Origin of the sequence: Catenulispora rubra (assembly GCF_015356825.1) — a bacterium.
GTDB lineage: Bacteria > Actinomycetota > Actinomycetes > Streptomycetales > Catenulisporaceae > Catenulispora > Catenulispora rubra.
In genome coordinates, this window is sequence record NZ_JAACYW010000266.1 from 1 (window position 1) to 16131 (window position 16131).

13 protein-coding genes are annotated in these 16131 nt (G+C 71.1%); 3 read left to right on the top strand and 10 right to left on the bottom strand.

The features are described 5' to 3' along the window. Window positions 1-231 precede the first annotated feature (231 nt). Genes GWK61_RS58950 through ctaC form a run of 3 tightly spaced genes read right to left on the bottom strand, consistent with a single transcriptional unit; the run spans window position 232 to window position 3331 of the window. Window positions 232-651, bottom strand: a complete 420-nt coding sequence (locus GWK61_RS58950; RefSeq protein ID WP_194917863.1) for a cytochrome c oxidase subunit 4 — start codon at window positions 649-651, stop codon at window positions 232-234. Next, window positions 648-2387, bottom strand: coding sequence for an aa3-type cytochrome oxidase subunit I (ctaD, locus tag GWK61_RS42960; RefSeq protein ID WP_194917864.1), 1740 nt, complete (start codon window positions 2385-2387; stop codon window positions 648-650). Before ctaD ends, GWK61_RS58950 begins: the two co-directional genes overlap by 4 nt. Beyond that, window positions 2384-3331: an aa3-type cytochrome oxidase subunit II gene (gene ctaC / locus GWK61_RS42965; RefSeq protein ID WP_438939813.1), complete on the bottom strand. Its 948-nt coding sequence runs from the start codon at window positions 3329-3331 to the stop codon at window positions 2384-2386. The genes ctaD and ctaC overlap by 4 nt, the downstream gene beginning before the upstream one ends. A 449-nt stretch (window positions 3332-3780) precedes the next feature. Here ctaC and GWK61_RS42970 point away from each other — a divergent pair, with 449 nt between their 5' ends. Continuing rightward, entirely contained in the window at window positions 3781-4932 is a 1152-nt protein-coding gene (locus GWK61_RS42970) for a cysteine desulfurase family protein (RefSeq protein WP_194917866.1), read from the top strand. Window positions 4933-5047: 115 nt separating this feature from the next. Here GWK61_RS42970 and GWK61_RS42975 read toward each other — a convergent pair whose 3' ends face one another. The 3 genes from GWK61_RS42975 to nadA all read right to left on the bottom strand — a co-directional run bounded on the left by GWK61_RS42975 (window position 5048) and on the right by nadA (window position 7924). Beyond that, window positions 5048-6037, bottom strand: coding sequence for a carbohydrate kinase family protein (locus tag GWK61_RS42975; RefSeq protein WP_194917868.1), 990 nt, complete (start codon window positions 6035-6037; stop codon window positions 5048-5050). A gap of 158 nt (window positions 6038-6195) precedes the next feature. Beyond that, a complete protein-coding gene (gene erpA, locus GWK61_RS42980) occupies window positions 6196-6561 on the bottom strand; it encodes an iron-sulfur cluster insertion protein ErpA (protein WP_194917869.1) in 366 nt (121 codons plus the stop codon). A 175-nt stretch (window positions 6562-6736) separates the two neighbouring features. Further along, window positions 6737-7924 carry a quinolinate synthase NadA gene (gene nadA / locus GWK61_RS42985; RefSeq protein WP_194917871.1) on the bottom strand — a complete coding sequence of 396 codons (1188 nt, stop codon included), beginning with the start codon at window positions 7922-7924 and terminating at the stop codon, window positions 6737-6739. 131 nt (window positions 7925-8055) lie between these two features. Here nadA and GWK61_RS42990 point away from each other — a divergent pair, with 131 nt between their 5' ends. Together GWK61_RS42990 and GWK61_RS42995 are read left to right on the top strand one after the other, a co-directional pair. Continuing rightward, complete coding sequence (locus GWK61_RS42990) at window positions 8056-9231, top strand: glycerate kinase family protein (protein ID WP_194917873.1); 1176 nt, start codon at window positions 8056-8058, stop codon at window positions 9229-9231. Window positions 9232-9288: 57 nt separating this feature from the next. After that, window positions 9289-9864, top strand: coding sequence for a hypothetical protein (locus tag GWK61_RS42995; RefSeq protein WP_194917876.1), 576 nt, complete (start codon window positions 9289-9291; stop codon window positions 9862-9864). 9 nt (window positions 9865-9873) lie between these two features. Here GWK61_RS42995 and mraY read toward each other — a convergent pair whose 3' ends face one another. The 4 genes from mraY to GWK61_RS43015 form a co-directional block, all read right to left on the bottom strand. Then, window positions 9874-10944 (bottom strand): phospho-N-acetylmuramoyl-pentapeptide-transferase, encoded by a 1071-nt coding sequence (gene mraY, locus GWK61_RS43000; protein ID WP_194917882.1) that lies wholly within the window; start codon window positions 10942-10944, stop codon window positions 9874-9876. Between the two features lie 71 nt (window positions 10945-11015). Next, on the bottom strand, window positions 11016-12557 hold the full coding sequence (locus GWK61_RS43005) for a UDP-N-acetylmuramoyl-tripeptide--D-alanyl-D-alanine ligase (protein ID WP_438939814.1): 1542 nt from the start codon (window positions 12555-12557) through the stop codon (window positions 11016-11018). Beyond that, complete coding sequence (locus GWK61_RS43010) at window positions 12554-14203, bottom strand: UDP-N-acetylmuramoyl-L-alanyl-D-glutamate--2,6-diaminopimelate ligase (protein ID WP_323748017.1); 1650 nt, start codon at window positions 14201-14203, stop codon at window positions 12554-12556. Before GWK61_RS43010 ends, GWK61_RS43005 begins: the two co-directional genes overlap by 4 nt. Before the next feature lie 89 nt (window positions 14204-14292). Next, window positions 14293-16131 (bottom strand): peptidoglycan D,D-transpeptidase FtsI family protein (locus tag GWK61_RS43015; protein WP_228563883.1); only part of this gene is annotated, 1839 nt, incomplete at its 5' end.

Genomic DNA, 16131 nt, shown 5'->3' on the forward strand with positions numbered 1-16131 from the left:
CGCCTGCCGTAACACCCTGCCCGATGCGGTGTGCCACGAGGCCTCCCCGTCCTGGTTCTCCTGTGCTTTTGAGCCTTACACCCGGATAGACGCCGAAGACCCCCCTCGCGTTGCATCCGATCTCGAAAGACGGTCAACCGATACGTTCCCGGTACACAAAGGAGCCGGGCCTCGGATCGCTCCGAGGCCCGGCTCCTTCAAAAGATCAACCAAAAAATCAACCCACGGGCGTCAGTGCCCTGCCCCCGCCTCGCCGTACCGGTTGTTCTCGCGCCGGTAGTACTCGAACACCAGCCCGATCACCGAGTACGCCCCGAACGGGAACGCCACCAGCAGCAGCCACCATCCGAAGATGACGCCCATGAACGCCAGCGCCGCGGACCCCGCGGTGTACAGCGGCCACCACGAGTGCGGGGCGAAGAAGCCGAGCTCGCCGGCCATCTCCGAGATCTCCGCGTCGTCGCGGTCCTCCGGGCGGGGCCCGATGCGGATCGCGGTGAAGTACAGGTAGAACCACACCAGGGCGCACAGGCCGAAGGCCATCGACAGCGCCGTGGTGCCGACCGTGTCCTTGGACAGGGCCCAGTACACCGGGATGTCGATCATCAGGAAGACGGCGACGAACCCGAAGAGCTTGGCTTCGACCTTCACTTGGCACCGTCCTCGTTGTCGGTCGGAGTCGAGGCCGACGGCTTGTCCGGGGCGCCGACCGCGGCCTTCTTGCCGTGCCCGTGACCCATGTCCAGCGCCGCGACCTCGGGGTGGTGCAGGTCGAAGGCCGGGGACTCGGAGCGGATGCGCGGCAGCGAGGTGAAGTTGTGCCGCGGCGGCGGGCAGGAGGTGGCCCACTCCAGCGAGCGGCCGTAGCCCCACGGGTCGTCGACCGTGACCTTCTTGCCGCGCTTGGCGGTGATGTACACGTTGTACAGGAACGGCAGGGTCGAGGCGCCGAGCACGAACGAGCCGATCGAGGAGATCGTGTTCAGTGTCGTGAACCCGTCGCTGGCCAGGTAGTCCGCGTACCGCCGGGGCATGCCCTCCGCGCCCAGCCAGTGCTGCACCAGGAACGTGGTGTGGAAGCCGACGAACAGGATCCAGAAGTGGATCTTGCCCAGCCGCTCGTCCAGCATCTTGCCGGTGAACTTCGGCCACCAGAAGTAGAAGCCGGCGTTCATCGCGAACACCACCGTGCCGAACAGCACGTAGTGGAAGTGCGCGACCACGAAGTACGAGTCCTGCACGTGGAAGTCGATCGGCGGGGAGGCCAGCAGCACGCCGGTCAGACCGCCGAACAGGAACGTGACCAGGAAGCCGACCGACCACAGCATCGGTGTGTCGAAGCTCAGCGAGCCGCGCCACATGGTGCCGATCCAGTCGAAGAACTTGATGCCGGTGGGCACCGCGATCAGGTACGACATGAAGGCGAAGAACGGCAGCATCACCGCGCCGGTGGTGAACATGTGGTGCGCCCACACCGTCACCGACAGGCCGGCGATCGACATGGTCGCCATGACCAGCGTGTTGTAGCCGAAGATCGGCTTGCGGCTGAAGACCGGGATGATCTCGGAGATGATGCCGAAGAACGGCAGCGCGACGATGTACACCTCCGGGTGTCCGAAGAACCAGAAGAGGTGTTGCCACAACAGCGCCCCGCCGTTGTCCGCCTCGAAGATCTGCGCGCCGAGCCGGCGGTCCGCCTCCAGCGCGAACAGCGCGGCGGCCAGCACCGGGAACGCCATCAGGACCAGCACCGCGGTCAGCAGGATGTTCCAGGTGAAGATCGGCATGCGGAACATCGTCATGCCGGGCGCGCGCATGCAGATGATCGTGGTGATGAAGTTGACGCCGCCGAGGATGGTGCCGAACCCGGACAGCGCCAGACCCATGATCCACATGTCCGCGCCGATGCCCGGGGAGTGGATCGCGTCGGTCAGCGGCGCGTAGGCGAACCAGCCGAAGTCCGCCGCACCCTGCGGGGTGAGGAAGCCGCCGACCGCGATCAGCGAGCCGAACAGGAACAGCCAGTAGGCGAACATGTTCAGCCGCGGGAAGGCCACGTCCGGGGCGCCGATCTGCAGCGGCACGATGACGTTCGCGAACCCGATGAACAGCGGGGTGGCGAACATCAGCAGCATGATCGTGCCGTGCATGGTGAACGCCTGGTTGAACTGCTCCGTGGTCAGGAACTGCAGACCCGGCCGGGCGAGCTCGGCGCGCATCAGCAGGGCCAGCAGGCCGCCGATGCCGAAGAAGCAGAACGACGTGATGAGGTACATGTACCCGATCACCTTGTGGTCGGTGGACGTCAGCCACTTGACCACGATGTTGCCGGGCTCACGGCGCTCGTACGGCGCGCTCACTGCGCGCGGTTCACTGATGGCCGTCACTTTTCTTTCCCTGTGGAGTCGTTGCCGATGCCGGTCAGCGGGCCGACGCGCAGCGGGACGCCGTTGGGGTTGTAACCCACGGGCATCTGACCGGTCTGGCCCTTGCCGGTCACCGGGTCGATCTTGTTGGCCAGGTCCTGCAGGTGCTGCTGGTACTCGGCCGCGGAGACGACCTTGACCTTGAACAGCATCCGGGAGTGGTCGACACCGCACAGCTCGGCGCAGCGGCCGATGAACTCGCCCTCCTTGTTCGGGGTGAGCTCGAACTCGTTGATGCGACCGGGGACCACGTCCAGCTTGAACAGGAAGTTCGGGACCCAGAAGGAGTGGATGACGTCGGTGGAGGTCAGGGTGAAGCGCACCCGCTCGTTCACCGGCAGCCACAGCACCGGCAGGTCCGCGGGGGTGCCGGCGTCGTAGACGGCCGGCTGCCCCGGGGTCGCCTGACCGGAGACGGCGTCGTAGTTGTAGTTCCAGGACCAGGACCACTGCCGGCCCACGACGTTCACCTTCACGTCGGGGTTCTTGTGCAGCGCGAGGAGCTTGGACTCGTCCTTGGCCGTGAAGAAGAACAGCACCGCGATCATGATGAACGGCACGACCGTGAAGAGCACTTCGATCGGCAGGTTGTAGCGGGTCTGGGTCGGGATCTCGATCCCGGTGCGCTTGCGGCGGTAGAAAACGACGCACCACAGGATCAGGCCCCACACCAGGGCACCGACGGCGAGCGCGGCGATCCACGAGCCCTGCCACAGGTGCAGGATGATCGGCGCTTCCTTGGTGGCGGGCGCGGGAACCCCGAGCCGCTTTGCTTCGTCTACATTGCAGCCGGTGGCGGTCATGGCGACCAAGCCGGCCACGGCAAGAACGCCGAGCTTCGCGCGCCGCGATCGCCGCGCCGGTGAGGTGCGCTGCGGCGACGGGTCGGAGCCGTGTGGACTCAAGGTTGCCTTCCCGAGGTTCAAGCCTTGGCGGCAGGCACGCGGCGGACCGCCGGGATCGCACCCGGTGTGCCCGCACGTCACGGCCCTGCCAGGGGCGGTGTCTTCTCTCTCGCGGCCAAACCCTACTCCAGCCCCGATTGCCACTTGCGCGGAGGTCCCGGTTAACGCGTGTGGCGGGGTGCGACGGTCACACTTCCGGCCGAACTGACGGGCGTTGATCTGATGAGCGCACCGGTTGCGGCGGTGGTGACGGTGCGGCGTGCCGCATGTGCGCGGCCGGAAAGCGCCGGAGTGCGCGGCCCGAACACGCCGCCGGAATGCGTGGCCCGAGCGCGTGGCCCGAGCGCGTGGCCCGAGCGCGTGGCCCGAGCGCGTGGCCGGAGTGCGGCCCGAGCGCGCGCCCGGACGAGTACCGCGGGTGAGGGCGCAGGGTCCGTATCGTCAAGGGTGTGACTCATTTCGACGCCGCCTCCGCCGAGCCCCCGCACCCGGCCGCCCGCGCCGCGCTGCTGGCGGCCCTCGACGAGGGCTGGGCCGACCCGGCCCGGCTGTACCGGTCCGGGCGGCGGGCGCGGATGCTGCTGGACCAGTCCCGGGCGGCGGTGGCCGAGGTGCTCGGCTGCCGGGCCCGGGAGGTGCTGTTCACTCCTTCGGGGACGGCGGCGATCCACGCCGGCGTCGCCGGGGTGCTGGCCGGACGGCGCCGGATCGGGAACCGGCTCGTGGTGTCAGCGGTCGAGCACTCCGCGGTGCTGCACGCGGCCGAGCTGCACGCTGCCGCCGGGCCGCACCCCGCCGGGATGCACAACGCCGCGCTGGAGAACACAGTGGCGACCGTCGGCGTGGACCGGCTCGGCCGGGTGGACGTCGAGGCCTTCGCCGGCGAGCTGCGGGTCCCGGGAACCGCCCTGGCGTGCCTGCAGGCGGCCAACCACGAGGTCGGCACGGTGCAGCCGCTGGCGCCGGTGTTCGAAGCCGCGGTCGAGGCCTCGGTGCCGCTGCTCGTGGACGCCGCTCAGGTGGTCGGGCGGATGCCGGTGCCGCGGGAGTGGTCGGTGCTGTGTGCTTCGTCTCACAAATGGGGAGGGCCGACCGGGGTCGGGATCCTCGCCGTCCGCAAGGGGACGCGGTTCGCGCCGACGTGGGCCGTCGACGAACACGAAGACGGCCGGGTGCCCGGGGCCGTGAACCTGCCGGGGGTCGTCGCGGCGGCCGCGGCCCTGGTGGCCCGGGAGCAGGAGCGGGAGGCCGAGGCGGTGCGGCTGCGGACCCTGACCGAGCGGCTGCGCGCCGCCCTGCCGGCGGTCGCGGACGACATCGAGGTGTTCGGCGACCCGGACGACCGGCTGCCGAACCTCGTCGCGTTCTCCTGCCCGGCGGTGAACGCCGAGGCGCTGGTGCTGGACCTGGACGAGGCCGGGTTCGAGGTGTCCTCGGGGTCGGCGTGCACGTCGGACAGCGTCACGCCGAGCCACGTGCTGGTCGCCATGGGCGCCGCGGACCGGGGCAACGTGCGGGTGTCGCTGCCGTTCGGCACGGCCGAGGAAGACGTGGAGCGCTTCCTGGCCGTGCTGCCGAGGGTGTTGGAGAAGCTGCGCTGAGCGCGGCTTCTCCCCTCTGATCCGGCTGACTCGTTAACTCCGATGGCCTAGCCGACTCGACCCGTTCGGCCCAGCTGGCTCATTCGGCCCAACAGGTCTTTCCGGTCCGGCCGCCTCAGCCCGCCAGGTGCCGCACGACCTCGCTGGCGGCGGCGGTGCCGTAGGCCACCGAGAACCGCTCCAGGAACCGGCCGCGGCTCAGGTCGTACTCCTGCGTGCCGATCGTCTCGATCACCAGCGTCGCCAGCATGCAGCCGACCTGCGCCGCCAGCTCCTCGCCGGTGCCCCAGGACAGGCCGGCGATGAAGCCGGCGCGGAAGGCGTCGCCGACCCCGGTCGGGTCCGACTTCGCCTCCTCCTTCGGGGTGGCGACCTCGAGCACCTGGACGTCGCCGTCCTCGGTCCGCCGGGTGATCCGCACGCCGTTCGCCCCGAGCGTGACCACCCGGGCCCCGACCCGGCGCAGGATCTCGTCGGCGTCCCAGCCGGTCTTCTGCTCGATCAGCGCGGCCTCGTACTCGTTGGTGAACAGGTACTGCGCGCCGTCGACGAGCTGCTTGATGTCCTCGCCACCCATTCGGGCCAACTGCTGCGAGGGGTCGGCGGCGAACGGGATGCCGCGCTCGCGGCACTCCTGGGTGTGCCGGAGCATCGCCTCGGGGTCGTCGGCGCCGATCAGCACCAGGTCCAGCCCGCCGACCCGGTCGGCGATCGGCCCGATCTCGATCAGCCGCGCCTCGGCCATGGCGCCGGTGTAGAAGGACGCGATCTGGTTGTGGTCGGCGTCCGTGGTGCACACGAAGCGCGCGGTGTGCAGCAGCTCGCTGATCCGCACCGACTCGCAGTCCACGTTGTTCCGCTCCAGCCACGAGCGGTACTCGCCGAAGTCCTCGCCGGCGCTGCCGACCAGGATCGGGCGCAGGCCCAGCTTGCCCATGCCGAAGCAGATGTTCGGCGCCACGCCGCCGCGGCGGATCTCCAGGGAGTCGACCAGGAACGACAGCGAAACGGTGTGGAGCTGCTCGGCGACCAGCTGCTCGGAGAAGCGGCCGGGGAAGCTCATCAGGTGGTCTGTCGCGATGGAACCGGCGACGGCAACACGCACGGGGGACTCGATTCTGCTCGGGTATGACGAAGGCGCGACGTCCTGCGGGCACGGCAAATGGGTGGACCCGCGAACGGGCCCACCCACCGTATTAACCTCCGCCCCGGCCTTCACACACCTTCAGAGGTGCTGTGCGGGTCCGGGCGGGTCGTTTTCTTCTAGCTGAAGCTGTCGCCACAGGCGCACGACGAACCCGCGTTCGGGTTGTCGATCGTGAAGCCCTGCTTCTCGATGGTGTCGACGAAGTCCACCGTCGCGCCGGCCAGGTACGGGGCCGACATGCGGTCGGTGACGACGTTCACCCCGTCGAACGTGGCGACGACGTCGCCGTCGAGGGAGCGGTCATCGAAGTAGAGCTGATAGCGCAGACCCGAGCAGCCACCGGGCTGCACGGCGACGCGCAGCGACAGGTCGTCGCGGCCCTCCTGTTCCAGCAGGGACTTCACCTTGGACGCCGCCTCGGCGCTCAGGACGATGCCCTGCGCGACAGTCGCCTCCGACGAGGTCTCCGTCTGCACGGTCATATGCGTACTCCTTCTACTGGACACCGGCGCCCCGTGGAGCGCGCCTGCACAACAAGGGGAACCACGCGCCGCCGGAAGCTATTCCGTCCCCATCGTCGCACAGGTCTGGAAGGTGCGGGCCGGGCTGTGCGGGGGGTCATACCCCGCGATGGAGTGATTTCACGGGTTGCGGGGGCTACGGCAGCGCCAGCATCTGCTCCAGCGCGACCCGCGCGAAGTGCGCCGTGTCCGCGTCCACCTCGATCACGTTCGGCACCCGGCCGTCGGCCAGCGCCTCCAGCGTCCACACCAGGTGCGGAAGGTCGATGCGGTTCATCGTCGAGCAGTAGCAAACGCTCTTGTCCAGGAACACGACCTGCTTGTCCGGGTGCGCCGCAGCGACCCGCTTCACCAGGTTCAGCTCCGTGCCGATGGCCCAGGCGCTGCCCGGCTCCGCCTCGTCCAGCAGCGCGATGATGCGCTCCGTGGAGCCGACGTAGTCCGCCTTCTCCACCACCTCGTGCTTGCACTCCGGGTGCACCAGCACGTTCACGCCGGGGATCCGCTCGCGCACCTCGTCCACGGTCTCCGGGGTGAACCGGCCGTGCACCGAGCAGTGCCCGCGCCACAGGATCATCTTCGCGGCGCGGAGCTGGTCGTCGGTGAGGCCGCCGTCGGGGCGGTGCGGGTTGTAGACCACGCAGTCGTCGAGCGAGAAGCCCAGGTCGCGGACCGCGGTGTTGCGCCCGAGGTGCTGGTCCGGCAGGAACAGCACCTGCGAACCCTTGTCGAAGGCCCACTCCAGCGCCCGCTCGGCGTTCGACGACGTGCAGATCGTCCCGCCGTGCCGGCCGGTGAACGCCTTGATGTCCGCCGAGGAGTTCATGTACGAGACCGGGACCACGCCCTCGGCGATCCCGAGGTCCTCCAGCCGCTCCCAGCAGCGCTCCACCTGCTCGGCGGTGGCCATGTCGGCCATCGAGCAGCCGGCAGCCAGATCCGGCAGGATGACCTGCTGCGCGTCGCTCGTCAGGATGTCCGCGGACTCCGCCATGAAGTGCACGCCGCAGAAGACGATGTACTCCGCCTCCGGCCGGGCCGCCGCCTGCTGCGCCAGCTTGAAGCTGTCGCCGGTGACGTCGGCGAACTGGATGACCTCGTCGCGCTGGTAGTGGTGCCCCAGGACGAACAGCCGGTCGCCCAGCTTCGCCTTGGCCGCCGCGGCGCGGGCCACCAGGTCGGGGTCGGAGGCCGGGGGGAGGTCGCCCGGGCATTCGACGCCGCGCTCGCTGCGCGGGTCGGCGGTGCGGCCCAGGAGGAGCAGGCTGACCGGCGTGGGCGTCGGCTCCTGGAAGGCTGGCGCCGGAACAGTGGTCGTCGTCATCGCCGTTACCCCTTTTCGTCTATCTGACGTTAATAGATCATACCCTGGTGTCAGTGTGACGAGAAGCCGGGTCGGGCCGGCGTGGCGGACGTCACAACGCCGCCCCGCGGAAACCGATTAGCATCCGGAGCGTGCACATCGTCATCGCCATGGACAAGTTCGCCGGGACGCTCACCGCCCCGGAGGCCGTGCAAGCCGTGACCGCCGGATGGCTCCGGACGTCGCCGGACGACACCGTGACCGGCGTTCCCATGTCGGACGGCGGCCCGGGCTTCCTGGACTCGCTGGCCGACGCGTTCGAGGGGCGGCGGCGCTTCGGCGAGCAGCTGGCCACGGTCACCGGCCCGCTGGGCACCGAGGTGACCGGGCGGTACCTGATCGAGCTGAGCGGCGGCCCCGCCGGCGAGGCGGACGTCGCCGGGCACCCCACCGCCTACATCGAGGTCGCCGAGGCCTGCGGGCTGCACCTGGTGCCGGCCGAGCAGCGCGACGCCAAGGCGGCGACCACGTACGGCGTCGGCGAGCTCATCGCGGCAGCCCTGGACGACGGCGCCGAGCGCCTGGTCATCGGGCTCGGCGGGACCTGCACCACGGACGGCGGCGCGGGACTGCTGGCCGCGCTCGGCGCCGAGCCGGCCGAGGTGCTGCGGGCCGGCGGCGGGGCCCTGAAGAGCCTGCACTCGCTGGACCTGACCGAGCCGCGGCGGCGCCTGGAAGGCGTCGAGATCGTCATCGCCAGCGACGTGGACAACCCGCTGCTCGGCCTGCGCGGCGCGGCGGCGGTCTTCGGACCGCAGAAGGGCGCCACCGACGACGACGTCCAGCGCCTCGACGCCGCCCTCACGCACTTCGCCGAGCTCGCCGGCGCCATCGGCCAGGAGCCCGGGGCGCTGCGCCGCACCCTCGACGCCCCCGGCGCGGGCGCGGGCGGCGGCCTCGGTTACGGCCTGATGCTGCTGGGCGGCCGGCGGGTGCCGGGCATCCGCACGGTCATCGCCGAGACCGGCCTGGCCGACCTGATCGCCGAGGCGGACCTGGTCATCACCGGCGAGGGCCGGTTCGACCACAGCTCGCTCGGCGGCAAGGTCCCGACCGGCGTCGCCGAGGCGGCACTGGCGTCCGGGCGCCCCTGCCTGGTCCTGGCCGGCCTCGTGGAGGTCGGCAAGCGCGAGCTGGCGGCCGCCGGGTTCGCCGCCGCGTACGAGGTCGCCGAGCAGGCCGGTTCGACGCAGGAGGCGATGGCGCACGCCGAGTTCCACCTCACGGCGCTGGCCGAGCGGGTCGCGAAGAGCTGGGCGCACGCGTAGGGGCCGGGGAAGCGGGGAGCCGGGGAACCGACACGCCGCCCCCCGCGTCGAAGCACCATGAGGCTCACGGTTGTGGCGGCGCTCGGCACGGTGGTTCTGGCGGCGACGGGCGGGGCCGTCGCGGGGTGGCGGTACGCCCCCGACTCCACGAGCAGCTCGCTGGTGAGGGTCGCGACGCGGATGCCGACCGGGGCACCGGTCTACGTCACGCCTGAATGCACGCTCACACCGCCCGTGAACACGCTCAAGAACGCGGACGGCTCAGCACCGGACCACATCGGTGGACGGGGCGGGCCCATCCCGCCGGGCTTCACGCCGGTGCGAGCCGTCAGGTGCGGCGAGTTCGGTGACGGAATGTCGACCACCCAGACCCAGGCCGAGATCCAGGATCCCCAGGCTCTGAGCGCCCTGACAGCCGCCTACCGCTCCACCACCGACCTCGAATACCGAGGCCCGGTCATGGCCTGCGCGGCCTACGCCGACCTGGATCCGGCCGTCGCCCTCGTGGACGCGCACGGCACCGCGATCTGGCCCGGTCCGCCGCGTGACTCCTGCGATCACGTGGTGGCGGCCGTCGAGAAGATCGTCGAGAAGGGTCCTTGGGCCGTCACGAGATCCGTGACGACCCACTGACCGGCCGGCTCACTTGACGGTGATCCACCCGGCGTAGAAGGCACCCAGCCCCAGCCCCACGAACAGCCCGCAGATGATCCAGAACCGCACCACCACCGTCACCTCGGCCCAGCCGACGAGCTCGAAGTGGTGGTGCAGCGGGGCCATCTTGAACACGCGTTTGCCGCCGCTGATCTTGAAGTAGCCCACCTGGATCACCACCGACAGGGTGATGATCACGAACAGGCCGCCGAGCAGCGCCAGCAGCAGCTCCGTCTGGGAGCAGATCGCCAGGCCCGCCAGCGCGCCGCCGAGGGCCAGGGAGCCGGTGTCGCCCATGTAGATCTTCGCCGGGGCCGTGTTCCACCACAGGAAGCCGAAGCAGGCGCCCATCACCGCCGCCGCCACGATCGCCAGATCGAGCGGATCTCGGACCGGGTAGCAGCCCTGGACGCCGGTGCCGAGCGTGGCGCACGACTCCCCGTGCTGCCAGACGCCGATCAGCACGTAGGACGCGAACACCATGACGCACGAACCCGTGGCCAGGCCGTCCAGGCCGTCGGTCAGGTTCACGCCGTTGGACGTGCCGGCGATGAGCAGGCCGGCCCAGATCACGAACAGGACCGCGCCGAGGTCGATCGCGGAGATGTTCCGCACGAACGACAGGTGCGTGTCGCCCGGCTTGAAGCCGAGGGAGTTCGGGAAGTGCAGGGCCAGCACCGCGAAGACGATCGCCACGATCCACTGCCCGATCATCTTCGCCTTGGCCCGCAGGCCCAGCGAGCGCTGCCGGAACACCTTCAGGAAGTCGTCGGTGAAGCCCACGAGGCCCATGCCGACCATCAGGAACAGCACCAGCATCCCGGAGGCGGTGGGCATGCGCATGGTCGCCAGCTTGGTGAAGCCGTAGCCGAGCACCGTGGCCAGCACGATCACCACGCCGCCCATGGTCGGCGTGCCGCGCTTGGCCTGGTGCGTGGTCGGGCCGTCCTCGCGGATCGGCTGGCCGAAGCCGTAGCGGGCCAGGGTCTTGATCGCCATCGGCGTGCCGATCAGCGAGAAGAACAGCGCGATCCCCGCCGCGTACAGCACTCCGCGCATCTGCAGGCCGCCCTCCGAGCCGGCGTGCGGCACCACCGCGCCCACCCCGGCGTGGACCGCCGCGAACATGCTCACCGGACGCCACCTCCCACACCGCTCGTCTGCGACGGCGCGCGTTCCCCGGCGCCCGAGGCCGCGCCCTCCAGCAGCGCCGCGGCCACCCACTCCAGCCCGATCGCCCGCGAAGCCTTCACCAGCACCACGTCACCCGGCCGCACCCCGGCCCGCACGAAGGCCAGCGCGGCCTCGCCGTCCGGCACCGCGACCGACTCCCCGTCGTAGGACCCTTCCATCGACGCGCCGCTGTGGATCGCGGCGGCGCCCGGGCCGACCGCGACGGTCTGCGCGATGTTCAGCCGCACCGCCAGGCGCCCGACGGCGTCGTGCTCGACCGCGGAGTCCGCGCCGAGCTCGGCCATCGTGCCCAGCACCGCCCAGGAGCGCGCGCCGGGGCGCGAGCGGGCCAGCGTGGCCAGCGTCTTCAGCGCCGCGCGCATCGACTCCGGGTTGGCGTTGTAGGCGTCGTTGACGACGGTCACGCCGTCCGGCGACTCGCCGATCGCCATCCGCCACTTGCTGTCCGGCTCGGCGGCGGAGAGCACCTCGGCCACCTTCGCGCCGGGCAGGCCCAGCTCCAGCGCGGTCGCGGCGGCGGCCAGCGCGTTGGACACCTGGTGCTCGCCGACCAGCCGCAGCTCGACCGGGTACCGGTGCGGCCCCTCGCCGTCGCGGTACAGCAGGGTGAAGCTCGCGCGGCCGTCGGTTCCGACCCGGACGTCCTCGGCGCGCACGTCGGCGTCCGGCGCCTCGCCGAACAGCACGACGCGGCCCTTGGTGCGCCCGGCCATGCCGCGCACCCGGGGGTCGTCGGCGTTGAGGATCGCCACACCGTCCCGGTCGGGGTTGCAGTTCCCGGCCTCCGGCACGGCCGCGGGCAGTTCGCCCTTGGCCTCGGCGATGGCGTCGACGCTGCCGAACTCGCCGAGGTGCGCGCTGCCGACGTTCAGCACCACGCCGAGCCGGGGCGGCGCGATCGTCGTCAGGCGCCTGATGTGCCCGATGCCGCGCGCGCCCATCTCGGCGACCAGGTACCGGGTGTCCTCGTCGGCCCGCAGCACGGTGATCGGGAATCCGAGCTCGTTGTTGAAGCTGCCCTTCGGGGCCACCGTGGGGCCCAGTTCACTGACCAGCCGGCCGATCAGGTCCTTGGTGGTGGTCTTGCCGGCCGAGCCGGTGAGGCCGACGACCGTGGTCCGGGGCAGCTGGGCCAAGTGCGCGGTGGCCAGCGCGGACAGCGCCCGCAGCAGGTCGCCGTCCGGGATCGTGACGGTCGGGACGCTCCCCCGGCCCTCCCACGGCTTGCGGTAGGCCTCGTCCGGGGCGGCCAGGACGGCGACGGCGCCGCCGGCCACGGCGGACGCGGCGAAGGCGTGCCCGTCGGCGTTCTCGCCGGGGAACGCGGCGAACAGCGCTCCGGGGGCGGCGTCCCGCGAGTCGAACACCACGGGCCCGGTGACGGCGAGCTCCGCGAGCTCCTCCTGTGTGGCGCCGGGGGGACCGCTGAGGGTCCCGCCCACGGTCTGCGCGATCCAACCGAGATTATGGGGGCTCACTGCTCGCTGTGGCCCTTCTCTGCTTCGGCCCCAGCCGCGGTGGCCCCAGCCGACGCCTCCAAAGCGGCGCGCAGCACCACCCGGTCGTCGAACGGCTTCTTCACTCCTGCGATCTCCTGCCCCTGCTCATGTCCTTTGCCGGCGACGATCAGCACGTCGCCGGGGCCGCTGGCGGCCACCGCCGAGGCGATCGCCTCGGCCCGGTCGGCCACCACGCGGTAATTCTGGTCGGCACCGGCCAGTTCGGCGTCGGCGCCGGCGGTGACGGCCGCGAGAATGTCCGCTGAACTTTCCGTACGCGGATTGTCATCGGTGAACACGGTCTCGTCGGCGAGCCGCACCGCGGCGGCGCCCATCAGCGGCCGTTTGCTCTTGTCTCGGTCCCCGCCGCAGCCCACCACGACGCGCAGCCGGCCGTGGCCGCGCTCGGCGACCGGGCGCAGCGCGCGCAGCGCCGTCTCGACGGCGTCGGGGGTGTGAGCGTAGTCGACGACCGCCAGGAACTGCTGGCCCGGGATCTGGACCCGCTCCATGCGGCCCGGGACGCCGTGCACGTCGCCGACCCCGGCGATCGCGGTCTCCAGCTCGATCCCGCTCACTGTCAGCAGCACGACCGCGGCCAGCGCGTTGGCGACGTTGAAGTCCCCGGGCAGCCCCGCGCGGGCCTTGTGCCGGCCGCCGTCCGGGCCCACGACGGTGAACGTGGAGGCGTCGGCGCCGAGCTCGATGTCCTCGGCGCTCCAGTCGGCGGGCTCGCCTTTGATGGAGAAAGTGTGCACCTCGACGCCGTTGGCCCGACAGCGCTCGACGATCCTGCGGCCGTGCGCGTCGTCGACGTCGACGACCGCGCGCTCGGTGTAGCCCGGGGTGAACAGCTTCGCCTTGGCCTCGAAGTAGTCCTCGAAGTCGGCGTGGAAGTCCAGGTGGTCCTGCGTCAGGTTCAGGAACGCGGACGCCTTGAACCGGATCCCGGCGGTGCGGCCGTAGGCCAGCGCGTGGCTGGAGACCTCCATCGCGACCGCGTCGACGCCCTTCTCCACGGCGGTCGCCAGGATCGCCTGCAGGTCCGGGGACTCCGGGGTGGTGCGCACGGAGGGCACCACCTCGTCGCCGATCAGGATCTGCACGGTCCCGATCACGCCGGTCTTCAGGCCGGCCCGGCGCAGACCGCCGTCGATCAGGTAGCTGGTGGTGGTCTTGCCGTTGGTGCCGGTGACGCCGTACATCGCCAGGTGCGTGGCCGGTTCGCCGTACACGTACGCCGACAGCCGGCCCGCCAGACCGCGCACGTCCTCGGCCACCAGGACCGGGACGGCCAGGCCGTCGAGCATCGCAGCTCCGGCCGCGTCGGTCACGACCGCGACGGCTCCGGCTTCCACCGCGCCGGGCGCGAACTCGGCGCCGTGCCGCGCCGCGCCGGGCCAGGCGATGTACAGGTCGCCGGGCCGGATCGCCTGCGAGTCGTGCGAGATCCCGGTGACCGCTGCTTCCAGGGCCTCCGTCGGCGCGTCCACCGGGACGACGGCGGCGCCGACGTACTCCGCACAGGCGCGGACGCTGTGCTGCGGGATGTTCTGCGGGCGCGGCGTGGAGGTCATGGGATCCCGATACGTCGTCGGATCGGCGGGGACGGTCACTTGGGGCACGAGCGGAAGGCTACCGGTTCACGGAGCGCGGTCGTGCGTTCAGCTCCTCGCCGATATTCGCGTCCCGTCCCGCGCTCGGGCCGAACCGGTCAGTTACCGGATCCGTAGGTGGTGGGCAGATTCGCCGCCGGCGTGCCGGTCGGCGCGACGCCTCGGCTCTGCAACGCGAACGACATGACCTGCGTGAACACCGGCGCGGCGATCTCGGCGCCGAAGTGCGCGCCGACCGGGGCCTGCAGCGACACCGCGACGACGATCTGCGGCTTGTCGGTCGGGGCGAAACCGATGAACGACGCGGTGTAGCCGTTGTAGCGGCCCAGCTTGTCGTCGTAACGGTTCGCGGTGCCGGTCTTGCCGGCGACGCGGTAGCCGGGGATCTGGGCCGTGGTGCCGGTGCCGCGCTGGGAGGTGGTGACCGCCTCCAGCATGTCGGCGACCTTCGAGGCGGTCGCGGCGCTGACCACCGGCGTCTGCTGCGGCGCGGCGGCCGGGGTGTACTTGCCGGAGGGGTCGGTCCAGCCCTGGACCAGGGTCGGGGCGATGCGGACGCCGCCGTTGGCGATGGTCTGGTAGACCGAGGCGTCCTGGACCGCGGTGGCGGCCAGGCCCTGGCCGTACAGGACGGTGTAGCGCTCGGTGTCGTTCCACTTCTCCGGCGGGTCCAGCAGGCCGGCGCTCTCGCCGGGGAAGCCGATGCCGGTCTTCTGGCCGAAGCCGAACAGCCGCTGGTACTTGGCGAGGGTCTGGTCGCGGTCCAGGCCGTGCGGCTGGAACAGGTCGGCGACCTCGATGGTGCCGACGTTCGAGGAGGCGGCCAGGACCCCGGTCATGGTCAGGTTCCAGGGGCCGTGCGAGACGTCGTCGTTGAAGATGTAGCGGCCGACGCGCTGCGGCGAGGTGAAGGCCGGCAGCTGGGTGTCGGGCTCGGCCACACCGGTCTGGATGGCCGCGGACATGGTGATGACCTTGGCCACCGAGCCGGGTTCGAAGGGCTCGGTGAAGGCGCGGTTGCCCAGGTTCGGGCCGTCCGCGGCGGTGATGTGGCGCGGGTCGAAGGTCGGGTAGTTCGACAGCGCGAGGATCTGGCCGGACTTCACGTCCTCGACCACGACGGTGCCGGACACCGAGCCGGTCTTCTGCACCTCCTGGGACAGCGCCTGGTCGGCGGCCCACTGGATGTCCGGGTCGATGGTGGTCTTGACGCTCTCGCCGTCCACCGCCGGCTTCAGGTTCACGCCGGTGGTCGGGATCTCCACACCGGAGGCCGCCTGGTAGGACTCCTGGCCGTTCTTGCCGGCCAGCTTGTCGTTGAGCATCTGCTCGATCCCGGCCTTGCCGACGCCGTCGGTGTCGGTGAAGCCGACGAGGTTCGCCGCCAGCGTGCCGCCGGGATAGGTGCGGCGGTCGTCGCGGGCGTTGGTGTAGACCCCGACGGTGCTGTTCGGGGTGCTGGTGTTGGACACGGCCAGCTGCCGGATCTTCGCGCAGGTCGCCGGCGAGGCCTTGTGCGCCAGCACGACGTAGCGGGTGTCCGTCTTGGTCAGCCCGGCCCGCAGGTCCGCGACGCTCGGCGCGCCGCCCTGCGCGTACTCCGGGGCGGCCGAGAGCAGCCCGGCGAGCTTCGCGGCGAGATCGTCGACGTCCTCGTGATAGCGGGCGACCAGCGTCGGGTCGGCGGTGACGTCATAGGCCTCGACGGAGACGGCGAGCGGCGTGCCGTCGGCGGCCAGTATCGCGCCCCGGCTGGCGTGCAGCGTGGCGTTGGCCTCGCGGCCCTTCTCGGCGGCCGCGGCGTAACCGCCGGCGTCGACGGCCTGGAGCTGGAAGAGGCGGCCGGCGAACAGGGAGAAGGCGAAGAGCAGGCCGAACATCGTCACGCGCAGGCGGCGGCGCGGCGAGCCCATGCGGAGGGTCGGGGTGCGGGGGCC